Below are 22,238 nucleotides of genomic sequence, written 5' to 3'. Positions count from 1 at the left end.
CGGGCCCCACGTGGCGCTAGCGTTCTGGCGGGACCCGCTCCGCCCGCGTGTCCTGGGGGGTCACCAGCCGTCCGTCCGCCGCACGCACCTCCAGCCGCCTCAACGGCAGGCCGTGCGCCTTGTCGCGCATCACCGTCCGCTCCTCACCCTCCTGGAAGCAGTTCTCCAGGCCCCATTCGCCCAGGGCGATGAGGATGGGAAAGAGGCGCTGGCCCTTTGGCGTCAGCACGTACTCCTGCCAGGCGCTGCCGTCCGACGCGGGCTGGACCTCCAGGATGCCGTGCGCCACCAGATGGCGAAGGCGCTGCGACAGGATGTTCTTCGCCATGCCCAGGCTCTTCTGGAACTCACCGAACCGGCGCAGGCCGAGCTGAGCGTCCCGGATGATCAGCATCGACCACCAGTCACCGATGACGTCCAGCGACCGGGCCACCGGGCACGCCGCCCCTTCCATGCTCGTCCGCTTCATCTCCGCCTCCTTCCAGCCCCCGCTTCCCAGGGGAAAAGGTCCTTCTGGTTGCATAACGAAACCACCGCGTTTAGTCATTCCTCGTTCGGTTTCATCATGAAACCAATTACACCGGAGGCACGACGATGCGGCTCAAGGGAAAGACGGCGCTGATCACGGGCGGCAATAGCGGTATCGGGCTGGCGACGGCGCGACTGTTCGTGGCGGAGGGGGCTCGCGTGGCCATCACCGGGCGCAACAAGGAGACGCTGGACGCGGTGGCGAAGGAGCTGGGCGCGAACGTGCTGGCGGTCCAGGCGGATGCCACGGATCCGGCGGCGCTGGAGCGCGCGGTGGCGGCGACGGTGGCGCGGTTCGGGGGCCTGGACATCGTGTTCGCGAACGCGGGCATCGCGGCGGTGACGCCCGTGGGCAAGACGTCGCAGGAGACGTTCGAGTCCATTCTCGGGACCAACGTCACCGGCGTCTTCTTCACGGTGCAGGCCGCGGCGGCGCACCTGAAGGCCGGCGCGTCGGTCATCCTCACCAGCTCCGTGCACAGCGAGTTGGGGATGCCGGGGTACTCCGCCTACGCAGCGAGCAAGGGCGCGCTGAAGGCGATGGCGAGCGTGTGGGCCTCGGAGTTCGCGCCCCTGGGCATCCGGGTCAACGTCGTGTCGCCGGGCGCGACGCGCACGCCCATCTGGGACGCACAGGCGCCCAACCCGGATGCGTACGCGCAACTGGACAAGGCGCTCTCATCCACCATTCCCCTGGGCCGCATGGGTGAGCCGGAGGAGATCGCGAAGACGGTGCTGTTCCTCGCCTCCGATGACGCGTCGTACGTGCACGGGCAGGACATTTTCGTCGATGGCGGCATCAACGGCGCGCCGGCGGGTCTGCCCTTGCTTCGCGCCTCCCGGTAGGGCTCGGGGACCGCTTGACGTCGACGCCATCGCGGAGACGTCCTGGCAACCGCCGCCGCCAGCACCGCTCCGCGTGGACGCAGGAAGTGGACCTGCGCCCCTTCAAGGCGTCGTTCCAGGCAGGACGTCCCGCGCCCTGCCCGTCGCGCTCAGGGCTTCGGCTGCTGCCGCGCGGCGGCCTCGCGCGCGGCTTCGAGCACGTCGTCCACCGCGGACTCCACCGCGTCGCTCACCAGGGCCGGCGCGGACGTGCGCCAGCGCGCGAGCGACGCTTCGTGCATCGCCTCCGGATCCTGGAGCCGCGCGTCCGTCTCCGGCGCGACCTCCGCGATGCAGTCCGGGCACACGCCTTCCAGCGCCCGCGACCACACTTCCAGGTGCGTGGTGATGAGCACGCCCTCCATCGCCAGGGCCTCGCGCAGACCCCGCCGACCCGCGCCGCGCATCTGCGTGCCGTGCACCCGATCCAACATCGTCCGCATCCACGCAGCCACCGCATCGGGTCGCGGACACGTCTGCCTGCCACATACCCGGCACGTCGTCTGCCAGGGCTGTCCTTCCAATGGATTCATCGCGTCGCGCTCCTCGCAGCCCCGGTCCTGTTCCGCTTTAGCAAGCCCCCCGCCCCCACGCACGTAGACGTGAGGCGCAGAGAATGCGGAGAATCCTTCCCCCCATTCCCCGCCCGAGGTGGCCCTTGTCCCGAGCCGAGATCGACGAGTCGCACGCACAGTTCCGTGGAGCATGGAGGCTGTTCGCGCTGGGCTTGTCCGGTGGGGAGGTGGTGGAGCGGGCGGAGGTGATCATCACCGCGGGGCACGTGTCGTGGTCCCTGATGAACATGGCGTTCCTGCCGAAGCCCGCGGAGACGGAGGCCGACCTGGAGCGCGCCGTGGACTCGGCCGCGCGCTACTTCGCGCAGGGGCCACATGGCTGGGCCTTCACGCTGACGCCCGACTGGCTTTCGCCCGCGTTGAGGGACAAGGCGGACGCGGTGCTCGCCTCCCGGGGACTCAAGCCCGGCATGTTCATGACGGGCATGGTGGCGGACCGCCTGCTCGCGCCGGTGCGGCCGCCGCCGAAGCTCGACGTGCGGCCGGTGCGGGACGCGTGGGGCTACAACGCGATCGCCGACGTGAACGCCGCCGCCTACGACATGCCGCAGGTGCTGGGGCGTGAGGCCCTGGCCGCGCCGGGCATCTTCGGACCGGAGTGCCGGGCCTTCGTCGGCTGCCATGACGGGGCCCCGGGAACCACCACTGCGGCGCTGCGCGTGGACGGCCTCATCTACGTCGCGCTCGTGGCCACGCTGCCCGAGCACCGCCGCCAGGGCTCCGCCGAAGCCGTGCTGCGCCATGCCCACACGGAGGCCAGGCGGGCGTGGGGCCTGGAGCGCACGGTCCTGCATGCCACTCCCGCCGGAGCCCCCATCTACCGGCGCATGGGCTACCGGGACGTGACGGGCTTCGTCTCGTACTTCGCCCCGGCGAAGGGTGCCTGAGCACCCTTCCTGGCCTGCTCTCCGTCCAGGGGAGCAGTGAGCGTCCTCCCCACAGGAACCTCTTCTCCAAGAGTCTTCCAGCCAACGACGCACTGCCCTGAAGCCGGGGCCTGGGGGTTGGAAACAGTGGCGGAATGCCTAGCTTGGGCCGGCTCCCCCACCCCAACACCCTGGACCTCTTCCGTGGCGATCCCCGCTCGCAACGACGTTCGTCCCCCTGCCTTCTCGCTCCCCGCGCTCCTCGGGGCAGCCCTGCTCCTGACCACGGCGTCCGCGCACGCGCAGTCCGTACCCACGCCGCTGGAGGACAACCGCACCATCACGCTGGGCTACATCGACATCGCGTATGAGCTGGGCGGCATCATCGACCCCACGCTGCAACCCGGTGGCACCAGCAACGCACGTCCGAACTGGTTCACCTTCGCGCCGCACGCGTCACAGGCCGGCGGCAAGGGCATGTACAGCGCGGCGCTGGCCCGGCACTTCATCGCGGCGGCGCGGCTCCAGCCGTCGCTGTCGCTCACGAACGCGTTGGACCGCCTGGGACTGAGCGGTGTGCTGCGGCTCCGGCTCCAGGAGTTGTCCCTCCAGCTCATCGCGCAGGGCCTCTCCGCCGACGCGGCCGCGGCGCTGAGCGTGATGACGAGTTCACTCAACGTCGGGGCGCTCACGGATGTGCGCACCCTGCTCGCCACCGCGTCGCGCCTGGGCGCGCTGTACGCGAGCGCGCCGGGCCTGCTGCCCCTCGACAAGGTCGAGGTCATCGTCGTCACGCTGGAGCGCACGCTGCACGAGGGCAACCTCGCCATCTACAACGACATCGGCGGGTCGGCGCGCCTGTACCTGGACTGGCGCGCTGCGGCCACGGGCCCCATCACCCCCGCGCGCGTGCTCACCGAGTTCACCCTCGTGGACGCCATCAACTCGGAGGCACAGCAGGCGTACACCTACGCGCTGGCGCACGCGGAGGACAGCCCCCGTCCCACCCGCATGGATTTGATCTTCCCCGGCCTGCACTGGAAGAGCCTGCTGGTGGCCGCCTTCGCCGTCTACGAGGAGGCCCGGCTCGCGCCCACGCCCGCGCGCCGCGACGCGCTCATCGCAATGGGCACCAACTTCGTCGCGTGGCGCGAACAGCTTGACCAGGCCCAGCCCGTCTTCACGCCCCCGGGTTCGCCCACCGACGAGGTGTCCCGCGCCGGGGTGCTCCAGGCGTTGACACCGCTCCTGATGACGGACTTCGGAACGGTGCGGTGGACGTACGCGGACTACGCCTATGCCCAGCCGGACCGCGACGGCAACCCGCTCACCTCCCCTCCGTCCGAGTACAGCTGGGCGGATTTCTGGGATCGCTGGAACGGCATCCTCTTCGCGTTCGACGCGTCCTACGCCCGGCCCTCGGAGCTGTGGGTCATGCCGGAACCCCTCACGGATCCGCTGGGCTGACAGACAGCCACGCAACCTCTCCGGGCTTGCTTGACTGGCGCGGGGGGCGTGCGGGAGCGTGCATTCCCGATGAGTCCCCTGCCCGGTGGTCCGTTTGAACCCGCCCGCACTGCCTCCGCGGACACTCCGTCCGCGCCGGGCACGGGTGCACTGAAGGACCCCACCCAGTTTCCGCTTCCGGCCGACGAGGCCAGCATGTCCGCGCAGACCCGCTTGCAGGTCCTGCGGGAGATGATGGCCGAGGCGTTCCTGGCGCTCGACGCGCAGGGGAACATCCATGAGCTGAACCACCGCGCCGCGTCCCTGCTGGGTCTTCCGCATGGGCGCTGCGAGGGGCTGACGCCGTGGGCGGCGCAACCGGCGCTGGCCGGCACGCCGCTGCATGAGCGCCTGCTGGACGCGCTCACCACGCGCGAGCCGGCGCGGTTCCTGTCGGAGTTGCCGTCCGGGGTGTGGCTGGAGGTGTCGGTGCGCCCCGTGGGGGGCGAGACGTGGGTGCTGGCCACGGACATCACCCGCCGGCAGCGCGCGGAGAACGAGGCCGCGCGCACCGACGAGCGCTTCCGGCAGTTGGGCGAGCGCTTCCAGGTGGCGCTGGAGTCCGCGCAGATGGCCGTCTGGGAGACGAACCTCGTCACCGGACAGGTGTTCCGCTCGGAGGGGCATGATCGGCTGTACGGGTATCCGCAGCCGCTGGCGGAGTGGACGCACGAGCGGTTCCTCGCGTCGCTGCACCCGGACGACCGGCCGGCGGTGGAAGCGCAGGTGTCGTCCATCTTCCACAACGACGTGCTGTCGTACTCCTCCACGTTCCGCACCCACTGGCCGGATGATTCGTGGCACTGGCTCAACAGCCGGGCGCGCGTCATCCGCGACGCGAACGGCCGGGTGATGGTGGTGCGGGGCGCCATCCTGGACATCACCGCGCTGAAGGAGACGGAGGAAGCGCTGCAGGAAGCGGTGCGCACGCGCGACGACTTCCTGTCGCTGGCGAGCCACGAGCTGCGCACGCCGCTCACGTCGCTGCGCCTCCAGGTGGATCTGGTGCGCCGCCTGGCGCAGGTGTCCCCCAACGAGCCCCTGGGGTCCGCGAAGGTGACGGGGCGGTTGGAGTCCTCGGACCGGCAGTTGAAGCGGCTGGGCGCGCTGCTGGACAACCTGCTGGACGTCAGCCGCATCCGCACCGGCAAGCTGGACTTCGAGCTGATGTCCGGAGACCTGGCGACGGTGGTGGAGGACCTGGCCGCGCGCTTCGCGGACGAGGCGAAGCAGGCGGGTGTCGAACTGGAAGCCCGCGTGGAGGGGCCGGCCCCGTGCCGGTTCGACCGGCTGCGCATGGAGCAGGTGGTGAGCAACCTCATCGCCAATGCCCTGCGCTACGGCCGGGGCACGCCGGTGCGGGTGTGGCTGCGCCAGCAGGACGGCGAGCTGCGGCTCACCGTGCGCGACAGCGGCCCGGGGGTGCCCGCCGCGGAGCGCGAGCGCATCTTCCAGCGCTTCGCCCAGGCGCAGGGCTCCGCGCGCACGGGCGGTCTGGGCCTGGGGCTCTACATCGTGCGGCAGATATTGGAAGCGCACGGCGGGCGCGTCTGGGTGGAGGAAGCGCCCGGCGGCGGCGCGGCGTTCGTGGTGACGTTGCCCGTGGACGCGGCGTAGCCGCCTTCAGCGCGCGAAGTACTTCCCTCCGTCCCCTGGAAGTTTCGACGCGACGTCGAGGACCCCGGGCTTCGACAACTCCACCGGGATCCGGTGGACGGAGCGCCCCACGCTGTTCTCCGTCACGAACAGCGTGTAGTGCCCCAAGGGCAGCGAGCTGAACTCGAAGACATCGCTTCCGGATTGGATGATGCCGGAGTCGATCCGCTCGGGTCGGCGCTCGAGGACGTCGAAGTCGGCGTCGATTCCATTCACCACCAGCGCGTCCATCTCGAGCGTCGTCGCGGGCAGGGCAACGTCCCCCTGCGCGAGCACGACGTCGTACCACTCGCTGGCCCAGGGCAGCGTCACGCGCACCGAGGCCGGTCCCGTGCGGGCCCGCAGCTCCACCTGGAGTGTCTCGCCCGGGGCGCCCACGAACCGCCGGGGAAGGAAGACCCGCCGCGGGGGCCGGGGCCAGCTCGACGGCTCACGGCCATCGGAGACCTTCAGCACGCAGTCCTGTCCGCTGGGAGCGTGCAGGGTGAAGCGTCCTTCCGCATCGGACTTGAGTTCCGAAACAACGCGTCCCTTGCACCAGGACTCCACCGGGTAGCCTTCGAGCGGCCGGCCTCCCGCGTCCACCACGGAGCCCTGGACGCGGGCATCCGGCACGAGCCGCAAGCTCACCGTTTCCTGATCCGCACCCAGCGGTTGCATGGCGGTCCCCGCTTCCGCGTCGACGATGACGACCCCGGCGTCGCGCGGGACGTGCGCCATCACGAACCGGCCCTCCGCATCCGTCAGGGCACGCGCCAACGTGCCCTGAGCCGAGGGGAGGTTCAGCTCCCTCGTGAAGAGGAGGGACACCTCGTGCCCGGGCGCGAGAGGCCGTCCATCCGCGTCCAGGACCTGTCCCCGCACCGTGCGCCCGCGCTCCAGGACGATGTCGGGCAGGACGGTGCGCGGGGACTGAAGGGTCTCCACCACGAGGCGCAGGGGCGCGAAGTGCTTCGCCTCGAAGATCAGCTCCACGGGCGGCGACGCGACTCTTGGAAGCGTGAAACGCCCTTCGGGATCCTCGAACGTCGTCCCGAGCACCTTGAAGCGGCCCACCGGCCTACCGTCGGGCGCCAGCACCCGGCCCTCAAGGGCACTCTCCTCGACCTTGAAAGTGGGGAACGACAAGGACACGTCCCGGGCATCGGCGGCGACCTCCACGACCTCCTGGGAACCGCTCAGGCGCATCCGCTGGGGACCTTTCAGCAGGCGCTCCATCGCGAAGCGTCCCTGCGCATCGGTCACCGCCTCGGTCTGACTCCTGGGGCCTCCCTCCTTCGCCACCCCCGACTCCGCGAAGAGTCGGATGCCTCTCAGGGGACGTCCGTCCGGACCGACGACTCTTCCCTGAAGGGCCTCACGTTCCTTGAAGCGCTCGAAGCTCAGCACCACCTCCTGCGCCTGCCCTGGCACCACCGTGAACTCCGCGGCGGAGGTCCACCAGGTGGAAGGCCAGGGCGCGTACGAGGTCGCCACCCGGTAGCGCCCTGGACGAAGCCCCTCGTAGATGACCACCCCGTCCGCGGAGACACGGTTCTAGGAGGGCTCCCTTGCGTCGAGCTGCTCCAGCTCCGTGTCGTAGATGTTCATCGGCCGGCCGTCCGGCGCCACGGCACGCACCCGCAGCCTGCCCGGCGCGGTGAAGGTGACCTTGAGCTCACGGGGCAGTGAGTCGAAGGCCTGCCGAATCCAGGGGAAGCCCATGCGCTCGGCGATCAAGACACCCCGCCCCCGCCCCACGCCCTCGAAGTTGAAGCGGGCTTGCTTGTCGCTGACCGCGGTCAGTCGGGGCGCGGTCTCATCCTCGGGGACCCAGGCGAGCCGCGCGTCCACGACCGGCGCGCCGAAGTCATCCACCACGAACCCCGACACCGTGCCTCCCGGCTGGAGTGTCATCGTCACGGTCGCCGGAGGGTCGCGTCCGAGCCGCACATCCGTGTCCACGAAGGACTGGTGGCCCGGGGCCCTGGCCGAAACGATGTACCAGCCAGGAGGAAGCCGGAACTGGCCCCTGCCGCTTGGGTCCGTCACGCCAAAGAGGGCCGAGGCGTGGTTCTCACGTGCCGACCGCGCACTGAAGACGACGCCGGACAGGGGCTGTCCCTCCACGTCCTGCGCCACGATCTTGAGGGCTACCTTGAGGGGAGCGTCCTTCGAGGCACGCGCCCCGGACGACTCCGGCGTCACCGGGACCTGGGACGCAGTGCCCACACACGATGCGCTCGCGGACGCGAGCACCGCCACCACGAGCCCCACCCAGCTCCATCGCATGCGCCCACGCTAGCAGGCGCCCGCGCGAGCATGGAACGGTCAGCCGAAGCGCTCGCGGAACGTGCGCAGGTTGGGCCCCTGCCCGTCGCGCTCATAGACCGCGAACACCACGCGGCTGAACGCCCCCTGCATCGTCTCCAGCCCACGAGCGAATGCCTCCGCCGCGTCGCGCGGGTTGTTGCGGAACGCACCGCAGCCCCACGCGCCCAGGATGAGCGTGCGGTGCCCGTGGTGCGCCGCCACCTGGAGCACCTTGAGCGCCCGGTCGAACAGCACCTCTCGCAGCTTCAGCGCGACCTCTGGATCCTTCACCGGCAACTGCTTCGCGTTGGGCGCGGGCGCGGTGAGCACCGACACCGGGAAGGGACGCTCCAACAGGTCGTAGCGCTCGTTGCGGAAGAACGGCACCTCGGGCGAATACAGGAAGTGGTCCGTGTACAGCGGCGAGAGCACCTTGCGGTTCACCTCGTAGTACTCCGGCCACTTCAAGAGGCACGCGTACAGCGCCGAGCACCGAGCCAGGTCCTCCTCCTGCGCCTTCGCGCCCGTGAGAAAGCCGCCGCCTGGATTCACCGCCGACGCGAAGTTGAGCGCGAACACGTTCCGCACGCCCTCCAGCTCCACCAGCCGGCGCGCGGCATCCCCCGTCTTCTCCGAGGTGACTTCGATGGTGTAGCTGCTCACCGGCTCCGGACGCGTGAGGTGTGCGAAGTCCCCGGGGCGCACCAGCACGGTGCCCTGGACCGCGTGCGCCACCGCATCGCGGATGGACACCTCGCGTCCGGACAGCGGCACGTAGGTGCCCTGGTCGGTGATGCGAAGCGTCTCCTCCGCGATCTTCGTCAGGGACATGGCGTCACTCGCAGCCGATGCGCTCGGGGGCCACCGCGACGTCGTCGATCCACGTCTCCGACGCGGAGTCGCCGTGCGGGTGCACGAAGCCGTAGCCCACCGCGAAGTTGCTGAACGGCCGCATGCCCACGTTCGGGAAGTCGAAGGCCTGCTTCCCATCCACCCAGACCTGCGCGTGGCCCTTGGTGTCCGCCGCCTTCGTGCGCTGCACGCCCCACTCGATGCAGACCCAGCGGTTGGGCGACGTCGTCACCGTCAGGTCGTCCTGGTAGTTCCAGCCCGTCCCCTGGATGCCACTCCAGTCATCCAGCGCGAAGCCACCGTTGACCATGCCCTGCAGTTCGATGCCTCCGAACGCGGCATCGCTGGGCGAGAAGAGGATGAAGTACGTGCCCATCACGTCCTGCGGCGCCGCGCGGTTCAGATACACGTACGCGCGCGCATAGAGCGCCGTGCCGAACGTGGGGATGTCCTTGCGCAGGTGCGCGATGGTCTGCGGATCCTCCTCCTCGCCCAGGGGGAACTCGTTGTGGCCTGCCTCCGTCACCACGTGCAGCGCGCCGCTGCCGGAGCGGGTGCGCGTGCTGTCGATGGTGATGGTGGCGTTGTGCTCCTCGTCCGGGATCTTCCAGCCGTTCAGCTCGTTTTCGAAGTTCTCGCAGAGGATGGCGGAGGCCGGGCACTTGCTGCCCGTGTTCGTCCCCGCATCCGTCCCGGCGTCGGTGCCCGCGTCCGTCGTCCCAGCGTCGGTGCCCGCGTCCGTCGTCCCAGCGTCGGTGCCCGCGTCCGGCTCAACCTTCGGACCGTCGTCACCGCAAGCGGACAGCGCTCCCACCGTGAGGGATGCCACCATCAACACCACCGCAGGAATCGAGCGCATGCGTCCTTCCGAGGAAAGCGCCGCGAGCCTCGCGCTGCTGCCTTGCGAACCCGGGGCGTGGCGCAGTCCTAGCACGGGTCCCTGTCCTCCCGGGAGTGACGTCCGGCGGACCCGGGAGCGGGTCCGCCACGCTCGGACAGCAGGGCCTCGCGCGCACATCCCCACCCCTTCGCGCGAGGCACCCTGCTTCCTGCGAGCGTCTTGCTACTCGCAGCCGATGCGCTCGGGGGCCACCGCGACGTCGTCGATCCACGTCTCCGACGCGGAGTCGCCGTGCGGGTGCACGAAGCCGTAGCCCACCGCGAAGTTGCTGAACGGCCGCATGCCCACGTTCGGGAAGTCGAACGCCAGCGTCCCGTCCACGTAGACCTGCGCGCGACCCGTGGTGTCCGTCGCGTTCGTGCGCTTCACCGCCCACTCGATGCAGGTCCAGCGGTTGGGCGACGTCGTCACCTTCAAGTCGTCCTGGTAGTTCCAGCCCGTGCCCTCGACGCCGCTCCAGTCATCCAGCGCGAAGCCGCCGTTGACCATGCCCTGCAGCTCGATGCCTCCGAAGCTCCCTTCCTTGGGCGAGAAGAGGATGAAGTACGTGCCCATCACGTCCTGGGGCGCCGCCCGGTTCAGGTACACATACGCACGCGCGTAGAGCGCAGTGCCGAACGTGGGGATGTCCTTGCGCAGGTGCGCGATGGTCTGCGGATCCTCCTCCTCGCCCAGGGGGAACTCGTTGTGGCCCGCCTCCGTCACCACGTGCAGCGCGCCGCTGCCGGAGCGGGTGCGCGTGCTGTCGATGGTGATGGTGGCGTTGTGCTCCTCGTCCGGGGTCTTCCAGCCGTTCTGCCCGTTGTCGAAGCTCTCGCAGATGTACGCGGAGGCCGGACACTTGCCGGTGGCCTCGCCGCCGGTGCCCGCATCCGTCGGCCCCTCATCCGTCTTGTCGCCGCAAGCCGACAGCGTGCCAACCGCGAGGGAAGCCATCATCAACGCCAGTGCCGAAGTCGAACGCATGAGTCCTTCCGGAGAGTGCGTCGCGAGCCTCGCGTTGTCGCATCGCGGACTCGGGACGTGATGCAGTCCTAACACGGCCCCCCGTCCTGCTTGGACTGGGGCCCGGCAGACCCCGGGACCCAGCAAGCGGCCAGGCCCGAACGACGAAGAAGGGAGGCCCCGCGGGACCATACGGCTGTCGCCCAGTGATGGATGCGCGCGCCCCGCGATCACAAGTGCTCACTAGCAGCGCCCCACCCTGCCCGACAGGTGCACGTTGCCGTTTTGGCTCGTACTGCTTTCCATGTGAAGGGCTGGTGTCAGGGGACTCACCCTCGCGGGCAACACTGCGGCACCGGGGTGGGAGCAGGTGGGGTTTCCGGCAGCGGGGAGAGTTGCGGCATGGCAGAGGCCTTCAGACTCACGGTCGTCGCGCCCACGGCCGACGAGGCGCCCTCCGGCCGTGACGAGCCGCACCAGGCCCACCTGCCGCCCACCGGTTCGGTGGCGCTCGTCTTCACCGACATCCAGGGGTCCACGCGGCTGTGGGAGCGCTGTGGCACGAGCATGCGCGACGCGCTGGAGCTGCACGACGGCGTGCTGCGCGCCCTCCTGCTGGGGACGGACGGCTATGAGGTGAAGTCGCAGGGCGACGCCTTCATGGTCGCCTTCGCCTCGCCGGTGGAGGCGGTGCACTGGTGTCTGCGCGCCCAGGAAGCGCTGCTGCACGTGACCTGGCCCGCGGCCCTCCTGGCGGAGCAGGACGCCGCGGAGGAGGACTCACCGGAAGGGCTGATGCACCGGGGGCTGCGCGTGCGCATGGGGGTGCACGTGGGCGAACCGGACTACCGCATGGATCCCTCCACGCACCGGTTGGACTACCTGGGGCCGCCGGTGAACATCGCCGCGCGCGTGGCGGACGCGGGCCACGGCGGGCAGGTGTTGTTGAGCGGCGCGGCGTGGGCACGCGTCGCGCCGGAGCTGGCCGCGATGGGCATGCCCGTCGCGCGCACGCTGGGCGCCTTCCGCCTGCGCGGCGTGGGCGACAGCGTCACGTTGGTGGAGGTGCTGCCCGCGTCCCTGGCGCACCGGCGCTTCGGAGCGCTGCGCGCGCCCAGGGATCGGCCCGGCAACGTGCCCGCCTCCCGGCAGGATCTGGTGGGTCGCGGCGAGGAGCTGGACACGCTGCGCCAGTGGGTGCGCGAAGGCGCGCGGCTGATCAGCATCCTGGGCCCCGGCGGCATGGGGAAGACGCGGCTGGCCACCCACTTCGGCGGGCTGGAGTCGGACGCGGGCGGTTGGGAGGGCGGCGTCTGGCGCTGCGACCTGGAGGAGGCCCTGACGGCGGGCGACCTCTGTCACGCGGTGGGCCGGGCGCTGGGCGTGCCCCTGGCGGCGGACGGGGATGGCAGCGCGCCCGCTGAGCGCCTGGGCCGGGCGCTGGATGGCTGCGGCGAGGTGTTGGTCATCCTCGACAACGTGGAGCAGGTGGTGCGGCACGTGCCGGAGACGATAGGCCGGTGGCGGGTGCTGGCGCCGCGCGCGCGCTTCCTCGTCACCACGCGGGAGGCCTTGCGGCTGCCCGGGGAACGCGTGCTGGACCTCGCCCCACTGGGCCTGCCGGATCCCGACGAGACGCGCCGGGACGTCATCCTGCGCTCGGACGCGGTGCGCCTGTTCGTGCAGCGGGCGCATGAGGCGCGCGGTGACTTCGCCCTGACGGACGCGGAGGCCCCGCGCGTCGCGGACATCGTGCGGCAGTTGGACGGCATCGCGCTGGCCATCGAGCTGGCCGCGGCGCGCGTGAGCGTGCTGGGCGTGGAGCAGCTTCGCGAGCGCCTGTCGAAGCGCTTCGAGCTGCTGCGCGTCGGACGGCGGGATGCCCCCGCGAGGCAGGCGACGCTGCGGGGCGCCATCGACTGGTCGTGGAACCTGCTGGAGCCGGCGGAGTGCGCCGCGCTGGCGCAGTGCTCGGTGTTCCGGGGCGGCTTCACGCTGGAGGCGGCCGAAGCGGTGCTGGTGCTGCCGGACGGCTCCCCGGACGTGCTGGAGGTGCTGCACTCGCTGCGCGCCCGTTCGCTCCTGTGCGCGCGGGAGGTCGGGGCGCCCGGAGGCTTCCTGCGCCTGGGCCTGTACGAGAGCATCCGTGAGTACGCGGCCCTGCGCCTGCGCGAGCGCGGTGAGGAGGCGGCCTGCGAGGCCCGGCACGCGGACACCTACCTCCAGCTCGCCGGCCGTCTGCGGGAACGCGTCCAGCGCACGGGCGGGGCCACGGCGCTGCGCCGACTTGCCCTGGAGCGGGAGAACCTGCTAGCCGCGTGCGACAACGCGATGGCGGTGCGCCCGGCGACCGCGCAGTCCCTGGGCCGCGCGCTGGAGACCCTGGTGGCGCTGGAGCCGGATGCGCGCACGCGCGGACCGGTGGGCCTGCTGATGGAGCGGCTGGAGCGGGCGCTGGAGGCGTCGGCCCACGTGCCGGTGGCGCCGCTGAAGCGCGCGGAGGCGCTGGCGGTGATGGGCCGCGCGTACCTGGACGCGGGCCAGCCGGAAGCAGCGCGCCGGGCACTGGAGCATGTGCGCACCGTCTTCCACGCGCTGGGCGAATCCGCGGCGGAGAAGCGCGTGCTCGTGGATCTGTCCATCGTCGCCCGCCACGCCGGGGACGTGGCCTCCGCGTGGACGCTGATGCGCGACGCGCAGGCCCTGGCCTCGGAAGGCGACCGCTGGCTGGAGGCGTACGCGGTGGGAAACCTGGGCCTCGTCGAACAGGTGCGCCGCGGTCCGGAGGCGGCCATTCCGCACCTGCGCGCGTCGCTGGCGCTGTTCCGCGAGGTGGGCGACGTGACGTTCGAGGTGGGCTTCCTCACCAACTGCGCGGTGGCCATCGGCGAGGCCGGCGACGGGGGCGAAGCGGTGATGTTGCTGGGCGAAGCCCTGGCGCGCGCCTCCAGCGTGGAGGACCGCACCGGCGAGGCGCTGGCGCGGATCAACCTGGGTTGCTACCTGCTGGACGCGGGCGGCATCACGGATGCGTGCGAGCACCTGGAGTCCGCGGTGCGCACCTCGCGGATCATGGGGCAGCGACTGCTGGAGGGCACGGCGTTGGGAGAGCTGGGGCGCGCGTTCCTCGCAAGGGGCGACTGGAAGCAGGCCCGCCTGGCCCTGGGCGAAGCGGTGACCATCCTGGGCCGGGCGTCCCGCTGGCAGGCGCTGCGCTTCATCGCGCACCGTGCCGCACTGGAGGCCGCGTGCGGCGAGCTGCGCGCTGCCCGGAATGGCTTCGCGGAGCTGGAGGCCGCCCCCGAGCTGCGCGAGGACCCCAGCCTGCGCCAGCTCGTGAACCTGCTGCGCGCCGCCCTGGATCTGGCCGAGGCCGGCGCCGCCCCGGCGAACAGCAGCGAAGGTCACGCGGCCCGGAGCGCGGCCCACCGCCGCATGGAAGCGGCCCGGAACGCGCCGCGCGAAACCGCTTCGTCGGACATCCGCGGCGCGCTGCGCTTCCTGGAGGCCCACGTCGGCATCACCGAGTCATGCCAGGACGCCTGAGGGCGACGGCCTCGAGGTTCGCCCTGGCCTCACGGAGTCACCGCGCCGAAAAGCCCTACGGCTTCGCGGCGGGGCTGGACGGGGCCTTCGCGGGCTCCGTCACCGGCTTCGCGAAGCGGCGAAAGAAGCTGTCGTCATTCCAGCGCGGACGCTCGGGTGCATCCGCCACCGCGCGCGTCATGGCGGTCAGGAACGCGATGAAGCGCGCGGCGCCCTCGCGGTCCACGGGCTGCTGGGACAGGTCATCCGACGGCGCGTGGTAGTGCTCGGTCAGCCACTGCTTGAAGAGCTTGTGCTCGTCGGACCCCAGCGTGTAGCCGAACTTGAAGAACAGCGCGGGCACGCCCTCGCGGATGAACGAGTACTGGTCGCTGCGCACGAACAGGTTGCGGTCCGGCTCCGGATCCGCGAGCACCCGCACCCCCTGCTGCGCGGCCACCTCGGAGAGCGGCACGGAGAGCGTGGACTCATCCTTGCCGTGCGCCACGACGGCGGTGAACGGCCAGTGGGGCATGAACATGTCCAGGTTGAAGTCCGCCACCATGGACGTGATGGGCACGGGGGGCCGGGACGCGAAGTACTTCGACCCGAGCAGGCCCTTCTCCTCGCCCGTTACCAGCGCGAACAACACCGACCGCTTCGGCTTCCGCGGCTGCTCGCGCAGCGCACGCGCGACCTCCAGCAGCGCCGCCGCACCGGACGCGTTGTCCATGGCCCCGTTGTAGATGCGGTCGCCCTTCACCGGGTCGCCGATGCCCACGTGATCCAGGTGCGCGCTGAGCACCACGTACTCCTTCGCGAGCACCTTGTCGGAGCCGGGCATGACGCCCACCACGTTCATCGACTTGAGCGGCTTGGACTCGATGGAGAGCTTCACCTTCAGGCGCGAGGGCAGGTCGAACTTCGGCAGCGGCTGATCCGCGTTGGCCAGCGTCACCAGCTCCTCGTAGGTGTGCGGAGCGCCCTCGAACCACTTCTGCGAATGGGCCACGTTCGCGACCACCCCCACCTTCAAGCCGCGCGAGTCGTTGAGCGAAGGGTCCGTGAACAGCACCGTCGGGTTCCTGATGGAAGCCACCATCCGATCCCAGGGAAGCTCCAGCAGCTTGGGGTTCTGCAGGTAGACGACCCCCACGGCCCCCGCGCGCTTGAGGACCTTCACCCGCTCCGTCCACGATCCGAAGTGGGACTTCAGCGGGCCCGGGATGTTCGCGGGACCGCCCTGGAGCAGCACCACCACCTTGCCCTTGAGGTCCAGGCCCGCGAAGTCGTCGTGGCCCTTCTCCGGGATGGACAGGCCGTACCCCACGAACACCAGGGGCGCGTCCACCGTACCGCTGTCGCCCTGCTGCGTGGACAGCATCACGTCCTCGCCCTGCACCAGCGGAAGCGTCTGGCCACCGCGCACGAGCGCGACGCTGGACTTCGCCTCCACCAGGCGGCGCGACTGCAACGCCATGGGCTGGAGGAAGCCCGTCTTCAGCACCGGCTTCACGCCCAGCGCGGCCAGCTCCTTGGAGACATAGCCCGCGGCGGTCTCATACCCCTTGCTGCCCGTGTCGCGCCCTTCCAGCGCGTCACTGGAGAGGACCTCGATGTGCTTCCACCACCGGTCTCCCTCGGACGCGGGAGGCTCGGCGGCCAGGGAGATGAACGGCGCGATGAACAGCGCGAGCGCGGCGGCGGTAGAAGCTCGGTTCATGAGGGCTGCGTTTAGGGCGACGGACGCCCGGGCGCAACCGCGATGCGACCCCGGATGGACGGCGGGGGACGGCCTCAGGCCCGCGCGCCCAGCCGGCGACCGCGCAGCTCCGACAGCGTGCGCGCATCCAGCAGCACCGCGGACTTCTCCTGCGGGGACAGGGGCTCCACCGAGCCCGCCAGCAGCTTGCGCCGCGCGGACGCGAGCGCCACGGGAACGCCCGCCGACGGGTGGGCCTCCAGCAGGGCCAGGTGCAGCGCATGCGCGCGCGGATCCGTGAGCACGTGATCCAACGCGTCGTCCACCGGCTCCATCCCCTCCTCCGAAAGCTCCTGCGCGCGCACCAGCACGGTGGGCGGCGTCACCTCCTCGGGGATGAGGAACAGGCCCCGGCGCTGCGCCCACAGGCCCAGCGACGCGCGCGCGGTGAACACGGAGATGGCCGGGGCCAGCCACAGCCCCAGGATGACGGGCGACAACCACGCCAGCATCCCCGGCGCCACCGCGACCGTCAGCGCCGCGAGCACGACGCCCACCGCCATGTGCCACTTGTGCCGGCGGAAGGCCTCCGACCACGGCAGGTCCGTGTCCTCGCGCTGCTGGCTGGACCACGACACCCGGTAGCCCAGCAGCGTGCCGAACACGAAGTGCGACTGGAACAGCATCATCACCGGCGCCATCAGCGTGGAGACCACGCCCTCCAAGAGGACGCTCAGCGCCAGCTTGAAGCGGCCGCCCATCCGCGCCGCCTCCACGCGGTCGGCCAGCACCAGCCCCAGGCCCATCAGGCGGGGGATCCACAGCATCGCCAGCGACAGGACCATCAGCCGCAGCGCGCCCGCGGTGTCGAAGGCGTCCCCACCGGGCAGCGTGGACTGGAAGTCCACGAACGTCGTGGGCGCGAAGAACCACTCGTGCAGCGCGGCGAACAAACCCGACACCAGGAAGATGAGCCACAGGGGCGACGCCACGTAGGACATCACGCCCATCACGAAGTGCGCCCGGCTCATCGGGTGCAAGCCGCCCGCCATCACGAGGCCCAGGTGCTGGAGGTTGCCCTGGCACCAGCGGCGGTCGCGCTGCGCGTACGCGAGCAGATCCGGGGGCGGCTGTTCGTAGCTGCCGCCCAGCTCCGGCACCAGCCACACCGTGTAGCCCGCGCGACGCATCAACGCCGCCTCCACGAAGTCGTGGCTGAGGATGTGGCCGCCGAAGGGCTGCTGACCGGGCAGCACCGGCAGGCCGCAGTGCTCGATGAAGGGCGCCATGCGCAGGATGGCGTTGTGGCCCCAGTAGTTGGAGTCCCCCAGCTGCCACGCCGCCGCGCCCGCCGCGACGATGGGGCCGTAGGTGCGGCCCGCGAACTGCTGCAGGCGCGCGAACAGCGTGGAGCGGCCCACGTTCTGCGGCGGCACCTGGAGGATGCCCGCGCCCGGATTCAACTCCATCAGCCGGGCCATGCTCACCACGCTGTCGCCGGCCATCAGGCTGTCGGCGTCCAGCACCAGCAGGAAGTCATAGCGGCGGCCCCAGCGCTCGCAGAACTCGGCCAGGTTGCCGGCCTTCTTGCCGGTGTTGTCGAAGCGGCGCCGGTAGAAGATGCGGCCCTGCCCGCCCACGCGGCGGCACAGCTCCGACCACGCCAGCTCCTCCGCCACCCACGCCTCCGCGCGCGTGGAGTCGCTGAGCACGTAGAAGTCGAACGCGTCCAGGTGCCCAGTGGCCGCGATGGACTCGTACGTGGCCTGCACGTGCGCGAACACCGACGCCGGATCCTCGTTGTGCACCGGCATCACCACGGCGGTGCGGCGCGTGAGCGGCCCGGCGGCCTCCGCTTCGGTGGGCCAGCGCAGGCCCGGCACGCGGCGCTTCGACACGAGCTGCACGAAGCCCGCGACGCCGCCCCAGAAAGACAAGGCAATCCACGCGAAGCACAGCGTGAACAGCATCAGCACGAACACTTCCGGCACCGTGGTGCCCCGGGCGCTGAGCAGCCGGTGCATCTCCACGGAGGCGAACCCGGTGGTCAGGGCCGCCAGCCCCAGCACCATCACACGGCGAGGGCGGGCCATGGCCGGCGAGTACGGTTCGGCGTTCATGCGGACTCCGGTGCTCCAGTGGACTGCGCGGGGTGGAAGGCGTGGCCTAGCGCGACGGCGACACGCCCGCCTGACTGCCGGCCGGACGCAGCCAGCGGCGCAGCATGTCCATGAAGGGATTGAGCACGAGCACCTGCTCGCGCATCTGGCAGGGCACTTCGGCCGGGGCCGCCATGGGCACTGCTTCACACACCGCCCGGCGCCACGCCTCCGGCAACGCGCGCGGCTCGCGCATCAGCACGTCCGCGCCCCAGCGCGCGCCACCCACCAGGACGAACGCGGCCCGGCCGCGCACCAGCAGCGACGGCCCCACGTGCGACGGGCCCAGGACCTCCGCCAGCCATCCCTCCACCCGCCAGCGCGCGAGCGCCAGCGCGGCCTCCGGAGACAGCGACAGGTCGCGGGTGCCGAGCACCCAGTTCGCCAGGCGCTCCAGGTCTCCACGGCCGTTGAAGCCGAAGTCCTGGAAGAAGCCCACCAGCGCTTCGTGGGTGTCCACGCGGGCCTGGGGCATCGCCGGGGCGAAGGAGAGGAAGGGGTGCGTGGTCACGGAATCCACAGGTAGCTCCAGGTCTCGGTGAGGGTCTCGGAACCGCGTTTCAGGAAGCAGCGAAGCTCGACGGGGCCTTCTCCGTCGGGCATCAGCTCGAAGGCCGCGCGGTAGCCGCCGGTGACGGCGTGGACTTCCGCGCGAGGGTGCAGCACCTGCCCGCGGGAAGCGGTGACGACCGCCTCCACCGGACCGGTGCCCTCCCCCGTGTTCTGCGTGAAATCGAGGACGAAGCGACGCGCCCCCGGCTTGCTGCCCGCCGCGACACGCGTCGCCGCGACGACCGACCCCAGGGCCTTCACACCTTCCGGCGCGAAGCCCCACGACAGTCGATACGAGAAACCAAGCTGTGCACCCGCCGCCAGCGGTGCATCCGGCACCCAGAAGGCGACGATGTTGTCGTGGATCTCCTCGCGGGTGGGCAGCTCCACCAGCCGCACGGAGCCCTTGCCCCAGTCACCCACCGGCTGCACCCAGGCACCCGGGCGGCGTTCGGAGCGCGCCTCGAGGTCTTCATAACTGGAGAAGGCCTGGTCGCGCTGCAAGAGGCCGAAGCCCGACAGCCCGTCCGTATGGAAGCTGCTCACCTGGGTGTGCTTCGGGTTCTTCAGCGGGCGCCACAGCTTCTCGCCGTTCTTCATCCACACGGAGAGGCCGTCGGAGTCGTGCACCTCGGGACGGAAGTCGTCGAAGTCGCCCCGGTCGTTCTCTCCGAAGAGGAACATGCTGGTCAGCGGCGCCAGACCCAGCTGCCGCACCTGCTTGCGGGCGAACAGCGTCACCGAAATGTCCATCACCGTCTGCTCGCCCGGCTTGATGGCGAAGCGGTAGGCGCCCGTGACGCTGGTGCTGTCGAGCAGCGCGTGCACCACCACCGTGTCCGCGCTCTCCGCCGGCTTCTCCAGCCAGAACTCGCGGAACGTGGGGAACTCCTCCGGGCCCTGCAGCGCCGTGTCGATGGCGAGCCCGCGCGCGGACAGGCCGTACAGGTTGCCCTTGCCCAGGGCGCGGAAGTAGCTGGCCCCGAGGAAGGCCACCAGTTCGTCGTAGTAGCCCTTCGTGTTGAGCGGCGCGTTGAGGCGGAAGCCCGCGAAGCCATTCACCTTGCCCCTGGGCGGGGTGCCGACGAGGGGCCCGTAGGTGAACTGATCCGTGGAGAAGGGCACCGGGCGCGCCTTGCCGCCAGACACCTCGTTCACCTGCACCGGACGCGTGTAATAGAAGCCGGGGTGGAAGAACTGCGCCCGGAACGACAGGTTCGCGTCACGCCACAGGGAGCTGGCGTCGCGGAAGCGGATGTCCCGGTACTGATCGTAGGTGAGCTTCTCGAAGGACGGCGGCACCCCGACGGGCGGCTCCTGGTACGGCTTCGCGGCCAGCGCGCGGGCCTTCTCCTTCACCGTCTCCATGGAGAACCCCGAACCCCGGGGCGCCTCGGAGGACGTCGCCGGCTTCGACTGGGCGCACGCCAGCGTCGCCACGCACAGCCCCACACCCCAGGCCATCCCCACCGTCTGTCGCTGCCACCGCGTCAAATCCCGCTCCTCCCAGGGGCCCACCGCCCGCGCCGTCACGGCGCGACGCGGCATAGGCTAGCAACGGTCGTGCCAGGCGACAGGGGCTGGGGAATTTCCCAATCAATCCAGGTACCTGCCCAATGGCAGATACTTGCTGTCCAAAGGCTTCCGGCCGGTTGGGAGTGCGGGCGAGGGAGGAGGCCACCGCCGCCTGGACTGGAGGGTTGGGGATGTGACGGACAGCCGACATGCAGCCCTGTTCGAAATCTCCACAGGGGCCGGCCGCCGGGCGGGATGGATTTCCCGGGACATTGCCCCCCGTTGCAGGCAGTGTGGTTGGACCGTGGGCCGCACCGGGAATCCTCCCGGGGTCCCACGGGTTCCTGGAAACTTCCAGGTGCTTCGGGCCGCTTCGCGGCCTGACCGCGCACCGCCAGGCGCCCCCGTAATTTCGCGGGAGGGCGCGCTGCGCGGTCGGCCCCCCGCCTGAGGGGGAAGCGCGCCAACCCATCATTGCGGGATTCCATGACGTTTGACGAACTGCAGTTGACTGACTCACTCCTCAAGGCCGTGAAGGCCGAGGGCTACACCACGCCGACGCCTATCCAGGTGAAGGCGATTCCGCACGCGCTGGCGGGCAAGGACGTGCTGGGCGTGGCCCAGACGGGCACGGGCAAGACGGCGGCGTTCGCGCTGCCCATCCTCCAGCGGCTGTCGGCGAAGGCCCCCGCGGGCGGCGCGCGTCCGGTGCGCTGCCTGGTGCTGACGCCCACGCGCGAGCTGGCCAGCCAGGTCAGTGAGAGCTTCGGGACCTACGGCAAGAACCTGCCCCTGCGCCACGCGGTGGTGTTCGGCGGCGTGGGCCAGACGCCGCAGGTCCAGGCGCTGCGCCAGGGTGTGGACATCCTGGTGGCGACGCCGGGACGTTTGTTGGATCTCATCGACCAGGGCCACGTGACGCTGCGCGCGCTCGAGGTGTTCGTGCTCGATGAGGCGGACCGCATGCTGGACATGGGCTTCATCCATGACGTCCGGCGCGTCATCAAGGTCCTGCCGAAGGAGCGCCAGACGCTGTTCTTCAGCGCGACGCTGCCGCCGGACATCGTGGATCTGGCGCGCAACATCCTGAAGGATCCGGTGCGGGTGGAGGTGTCGCCCGCGTCCACCACCGCGGAGACGGTGAGCCAGCAGGTGTACTTCGTGAAGCGCGAGGAGAAGCGCGCGCTGCTCACGCACCTGCTCCAGGATTCGAAGGCCATCCCGCGCGCGCTGGTGTTCACGCGCACGAAGCACGGCGCCAACCGCGTGGCCAAGCAGCTCACGCAGGCGGGCGTGCGCGCCGACGCCATCCACGGCAACAAGAGCCAGAACGCCCGTGAGCGCGCGCTGGACGAGTTCCGCGCGGGCACCCTGCGCGTGCTGGTGGCCACGGACATCGCGGCGCGCGGCATCGACATCGACGGGCTGTCGCACGTGTTCAACTACGACCTGCCCAACGTGCCGGAGCAGTACGTGCACCGCATCGGCCGCACCGGCCGCGCGGGCGCCAGCGGCCAGGCCGTGTCGTTCTGCGACTCCGAAGAGCGCGAGTACCTGCGCGACATCGAGCGCACCATCCGCCGCAGCGTGCCGGTGGTGGCGGACGCGAGCTTCCGTTCGCTGCTCCCCGCGACGCTTCCGGGCGATCTGGTGGAGGACGACCGTCCGCCCCTTTCGGGTGGACGCGGCGGCGGCCGGGGCAATGGCGGTCAGCGTCGCGGCGGCAACGGCGGCGGTGGCGGCGGCGGACGTGGTGGGGGGCGCGGTGGTGGCCAGGGT

Annotated in this window: 17 protein-coding genes; 6 read left to right on the top strand and 11 right to left on the bottom strand. The window is 70.8% G+C overall.

Annotation, left to right across the window (positions count from 1 at the left end; all coding sequences use genetic code 11):
- Window positions 1-16: 16 nt before the first annotated feature.
- Window positions 17-469 (bottom strand): helix-turn-helix domain-containing protein, encoded by a 453-nt coding sequence (locus D7X74_RS17475; RefSeq protein WP_120534101.1) that lies wholly within the window; start codon window positions 467-469, stop codon window positions 17-19.
- 125 nt (window positions 470-594) lie between these two features.
- Here D7X74_RS17475 and D7X74_RS17470 point away from each other — a divergent pair, with 125 nt between their 5' ends.
- The gene (locus D7X74_RS17470; RefSeq protein ID WP_120534100.1) at window positions 595-1,374 is read left to right on the top strand and encodes an SDR family NAD(P)-dependent oxidoreductase; all 780 of its coding nucleotides are present in this window, start codon (window positions 595-597) and stop codon (window positions 1,372-1,374) included.
- A 149-nt stretch (window positions 1,375-1,523) separates the two neighbouring features.
- Here D7X74_RS17470 and D7X74_RS17465 read toward each other — a convergent pair whose 3' ends face one another.
- Window positions 1,524-1,847 (bottom strand): hypothetical protein, encoded by a 324-nt coding sequence (locus tag D7X74_RS17465; RefSeq protein ID WP_120534099.1) that lies wholly within the window; start codon window positions 1,845-1,847, stop codon window positions 1,524-1,526.
- A 224-nt stretch (window positions 1,848-2,071) separates the two neighbouring features.
- Between D7X74_RS17465 and D7X74_RS17460 the strand changes: the two genes are divergently transcribed.
- From D7X74_RS17460 to D7X74_RS17450, 3 genes are all read left to right on the top strand, one after another.
- Window positions 2,072-2,875, top strand: coding sequence for a GNAT family N-acetyltransferase (locus D7X74_RS17460; protein ID WP_233595648.1), 804 nt, complete (start codon window positions 2,072-2,074; stop codon window positions 2,873-2,875).
- Between the two features lie 183 nt (window positions 2,876-3,058).
- Window positions 3,059-4,321, top strand: coding sequence for a hypothetical protein (locus D7X74_RS17455; protein WP_233595647.1), 1,263 nt, complete (start codon window positions 3,059-3,061; stop codon window positions 4,319-4,321).
- Between the two features lie 195 nt (window positions 4,322-4,516).
- On the top strand, window positions 4,517-5,977 hold the full coding sequence (locus tag D7X74_RS17450) for a PAS domain-containing sensor histidine kinase (RefSeq protein ID WP_120534097.1): 1,461 nt from the start codon (window positions 4,517-4,519) through the stop codon (window positions 5,975-5,977).
- Window positions 5,978-5,983: 6 nt separating this feature from the next.
- Here the strand turns inward: D7X74_RS17450 and D7X74_RS17445 are convergent, their stop codons facing one another.
- The 5 genes from D7X74_RS17445 to D7X74_RS17425 form a co-directional block, all read right to left on the bottom strand.
- Window positions 5,984-7,531, bottom strand: coding sequence for a carboxypeptidase-like regulatory domain-containing protein (locus tag D7X74_RS17445; protein WP_120534096.1), 1,548 nt, complete (start codon window positions 7,529-7,531; stop codon window positions 5,984-5,986).
- A gap of 21 nt (window positions 7,532-7,552) precedes the next feature.
- Window positions 7,553-8,287: a carboxypeptidase-like regulatory domain-containing protein gene (locus D7X74_RS17440; RefSeq protein WP_120534095.1), complete on the bottom strand. Its 735-nt coding sequence runs from the start codon at window positions 8,285-8,287 to the stop codon at window positions 7,553-7,555.
- A 39-nt stretch (window positions 8,288-8,326) separates the two neighbouring features.
- A complete protein-coding gene (locus D7X74_RS17435) occupies window positions 8,327-9,139 on the bottom strand; it encodes a TIGR02452 family protein (protein WP_120534094.1) in 813 nt (270 codons plus the stop codon).
- Between the two features lie 4 nt (window positions 9,140-9,143).
- Entirely contained in the window at window positions 9,144-10,019 is an 876-nt protein-coding gene (locus D7X74_RS17430; protein ID WP_120534093.1) for a hypothetical protein, read from the bottom strand.
- A gap of 204 nt (window positions 10,020-10,223) precedes the next feature.
- Window positions 10,224-11,027 (bottom strand): hypothetical protein, encoded by an 804-nt coding sequence (locus tag D7X74_RS17425; RefSeq protein WP_120534092.1) that lies wholly within the window; start codon window positions 11,025-11,027, stop codon window positions 10,224-10,226.
- 381 nt (window positions 11,028-11,408) lie between these two features.
- Here D7X74_RS17425 and D7X74_RS17420 point away from each other — a divergent pair, with 381 nt between their 5' ends.
- Entirely contained in the window at window positions 11,409-14,552 is a 3,144-nt protein-coding gene (locus tag D7X74_RS17420; protein WP_120534091.1) for an adenylate/guanylate cyclase domain-containing protein, read from the top strand.
- A 55-nt stretch (window positions 14,553-14,607) separates the two neighbouring features.
- Here the strand turns inward: D7X74_RS17420 and D7X74_RS17415 are convergent, their stop codons facing one another.
- The 4 genes from D7X74_RS17415 to D7X74_RS17400 form a co-directional block, all read right to left on the bottom strand.
- Entirely contained in the window at window positions 14,608-16,254 is a 1,647-nt protein-coding gene (locus D7X74_RS17415) for a M20/M25/M40 family metallo-hydrolase (protein WP_120534090.1), read from the bottom strand.
- 74 nt (window positions 16,255-16,328) lie between these two features.
- A complete protein-coding gene (gene mdoH / locus D7X74_RS17410) occupies window positions 16,329-18,353 on the bottom strand; it encodes a glucans biosynthesis glucosyltransferase MdoH (RefSeq protein WP_120534089.1) in 2,025 nt (674 codons plus the stop codon).
- Between the two features lie 46 nt (window positions 18,354-18,399).
- Window positions 18,400-18,903, bottom strand: a complete 504-nt coding sequence (locus D7X74_RS17405; RefSeq protein ID WP_233595646.1) for a hypothetical protein — start codon at window positions 18,901-18,903, stop codon at window positions 18,400-18,402.
- Window positions 18,900-20,492: a glucan biosynthesis protein gene (locus D7X74_RS17400; RefSeq protein WP_233602143.1), complete on the bottom strand. Its 1,593-nt coding sequence runs from the start codon at window positions 20,490-20,492 to the stop codon at window positions 18,900-18,902. The genes D7X74_RS17405 and D7X74_RS17400 overlap by 4 nt, the downstream gene beginning before the upstream one ends.
- 453 nt (window positions 20,493-20,945) lie before the next feature.
- On the opposite strand from D7X74_RS17400, the gene D7X74_RS17395 reads away from it, so the two are divergent.
- The coding region (locus D7X74_RS17395; RefSeq protein WP_255424433.1) for a DEAD/DEAH box helicase at window positions 20,946-22,238 on the top strand (1,293 nt) is incomplete at its 3' end.

Origin of the sequence: Corallococcus sp. CA047B (assembly GCF_003612065.1) — a bacterium.
Taxonomy (GTDB): Bacteria; Myxococcota; Myxococcia; order Myxococcales; family Myxococcaceae; genus Corallococcus; species Corallococcus praedator.
The sequence above is the reverse complement of the archived record's forward strand: the minus strand, read 5'-3'. Positions and strand labels throughout refer to the sequence as shown.

Bases quoted from the DNA above. Each gene is read 5' to 3' on its own strand.
- D7X74_RS17430 (WP_120534093.1), bottom strand. From the start codon at position 10,019: ATGCGCTCGATTCCTGCGGTGGTGTTGATGGTGGCATCCCTCACGGTG.
- D7X74_RS17420 (WP_120534091.1), top strand. From the start codon at position 11,409: ATGGCAGAGGCCTTCAGACTCACGGTCGTCGCGCCCACGGCCGACGAG.
- D7X74_RS17475 (WP_120534101.1), bottom strand. From the start codon at position 469: ATGAAGCGGACGAGCATGGAAGGGGCGGCGTGCCCGGTGGCCCGGTCG.
- D7X74_RS17415 (WP_120534090.1), bottom strand. From the start codon at position 16,254: ATGAACCGAGCTTCTACCGCCGCCGCGCTCGCGCTGTTCATCGCGCCG.
- D7X74_RS17435 (WP_120534094.1), bottom strand. From the start codon at position 9,139: ATGTCCCTGACGAAGATCGCGGAGGAGACGCTTCGCATCACCGACCAG.
- mdoH (WP_120534089.1), bottom strand. From the start codon at position 18,353: ATGAACGCCGAACCGTACTCGCCGGCCATGGCCCGCCCTCGCCGTGTG.
- D7X74_RS17400 (WP_233602143.1), bottom strand. From the start codon at position 20,492: ATGCCGCGTCGCGCCGTGACGGCGCGGGCGGTGGGCCCCTGGGAGGAG.
- D7X74_RS17465 (WP_120534099.1), bottom strand. From the start codon at position 1,847: ATGTTGGATCGGGTGCACGGCACGCAGATGCGCGGCGCGGGTCGGCGG.
- D7X74_RS17470 (WP_120534100.1), top strand. From the start codon at position 595: ATGCGGCTCAAGGGAAAGACGGCGCTGATCACGGGCGGCAATAGCGGT.
- D7X74_RS17425 (WP_120534092.1), bottom strand. From the start codon at position 11,027: ATGCGTTCGACTTCGGCACTGGCGTTGATGATGGCTTCCCTCGCGGTT.
- D7X74_RS17450 (WP_120534097.1), top strand. From the start codon at position 4,517: ATGTCCGCGCAGACCCGCTTGCAGGTCCTGCGGGAGATGATGGCCGAG.
- D7X74_RS17440 (WP_120534095.1), bottom strand. From the start codon at position 8,287: ATGCGATGGAGCTGGGTGGGGCTCGTGGTGGCGGTGCTCGCGTCCGCG.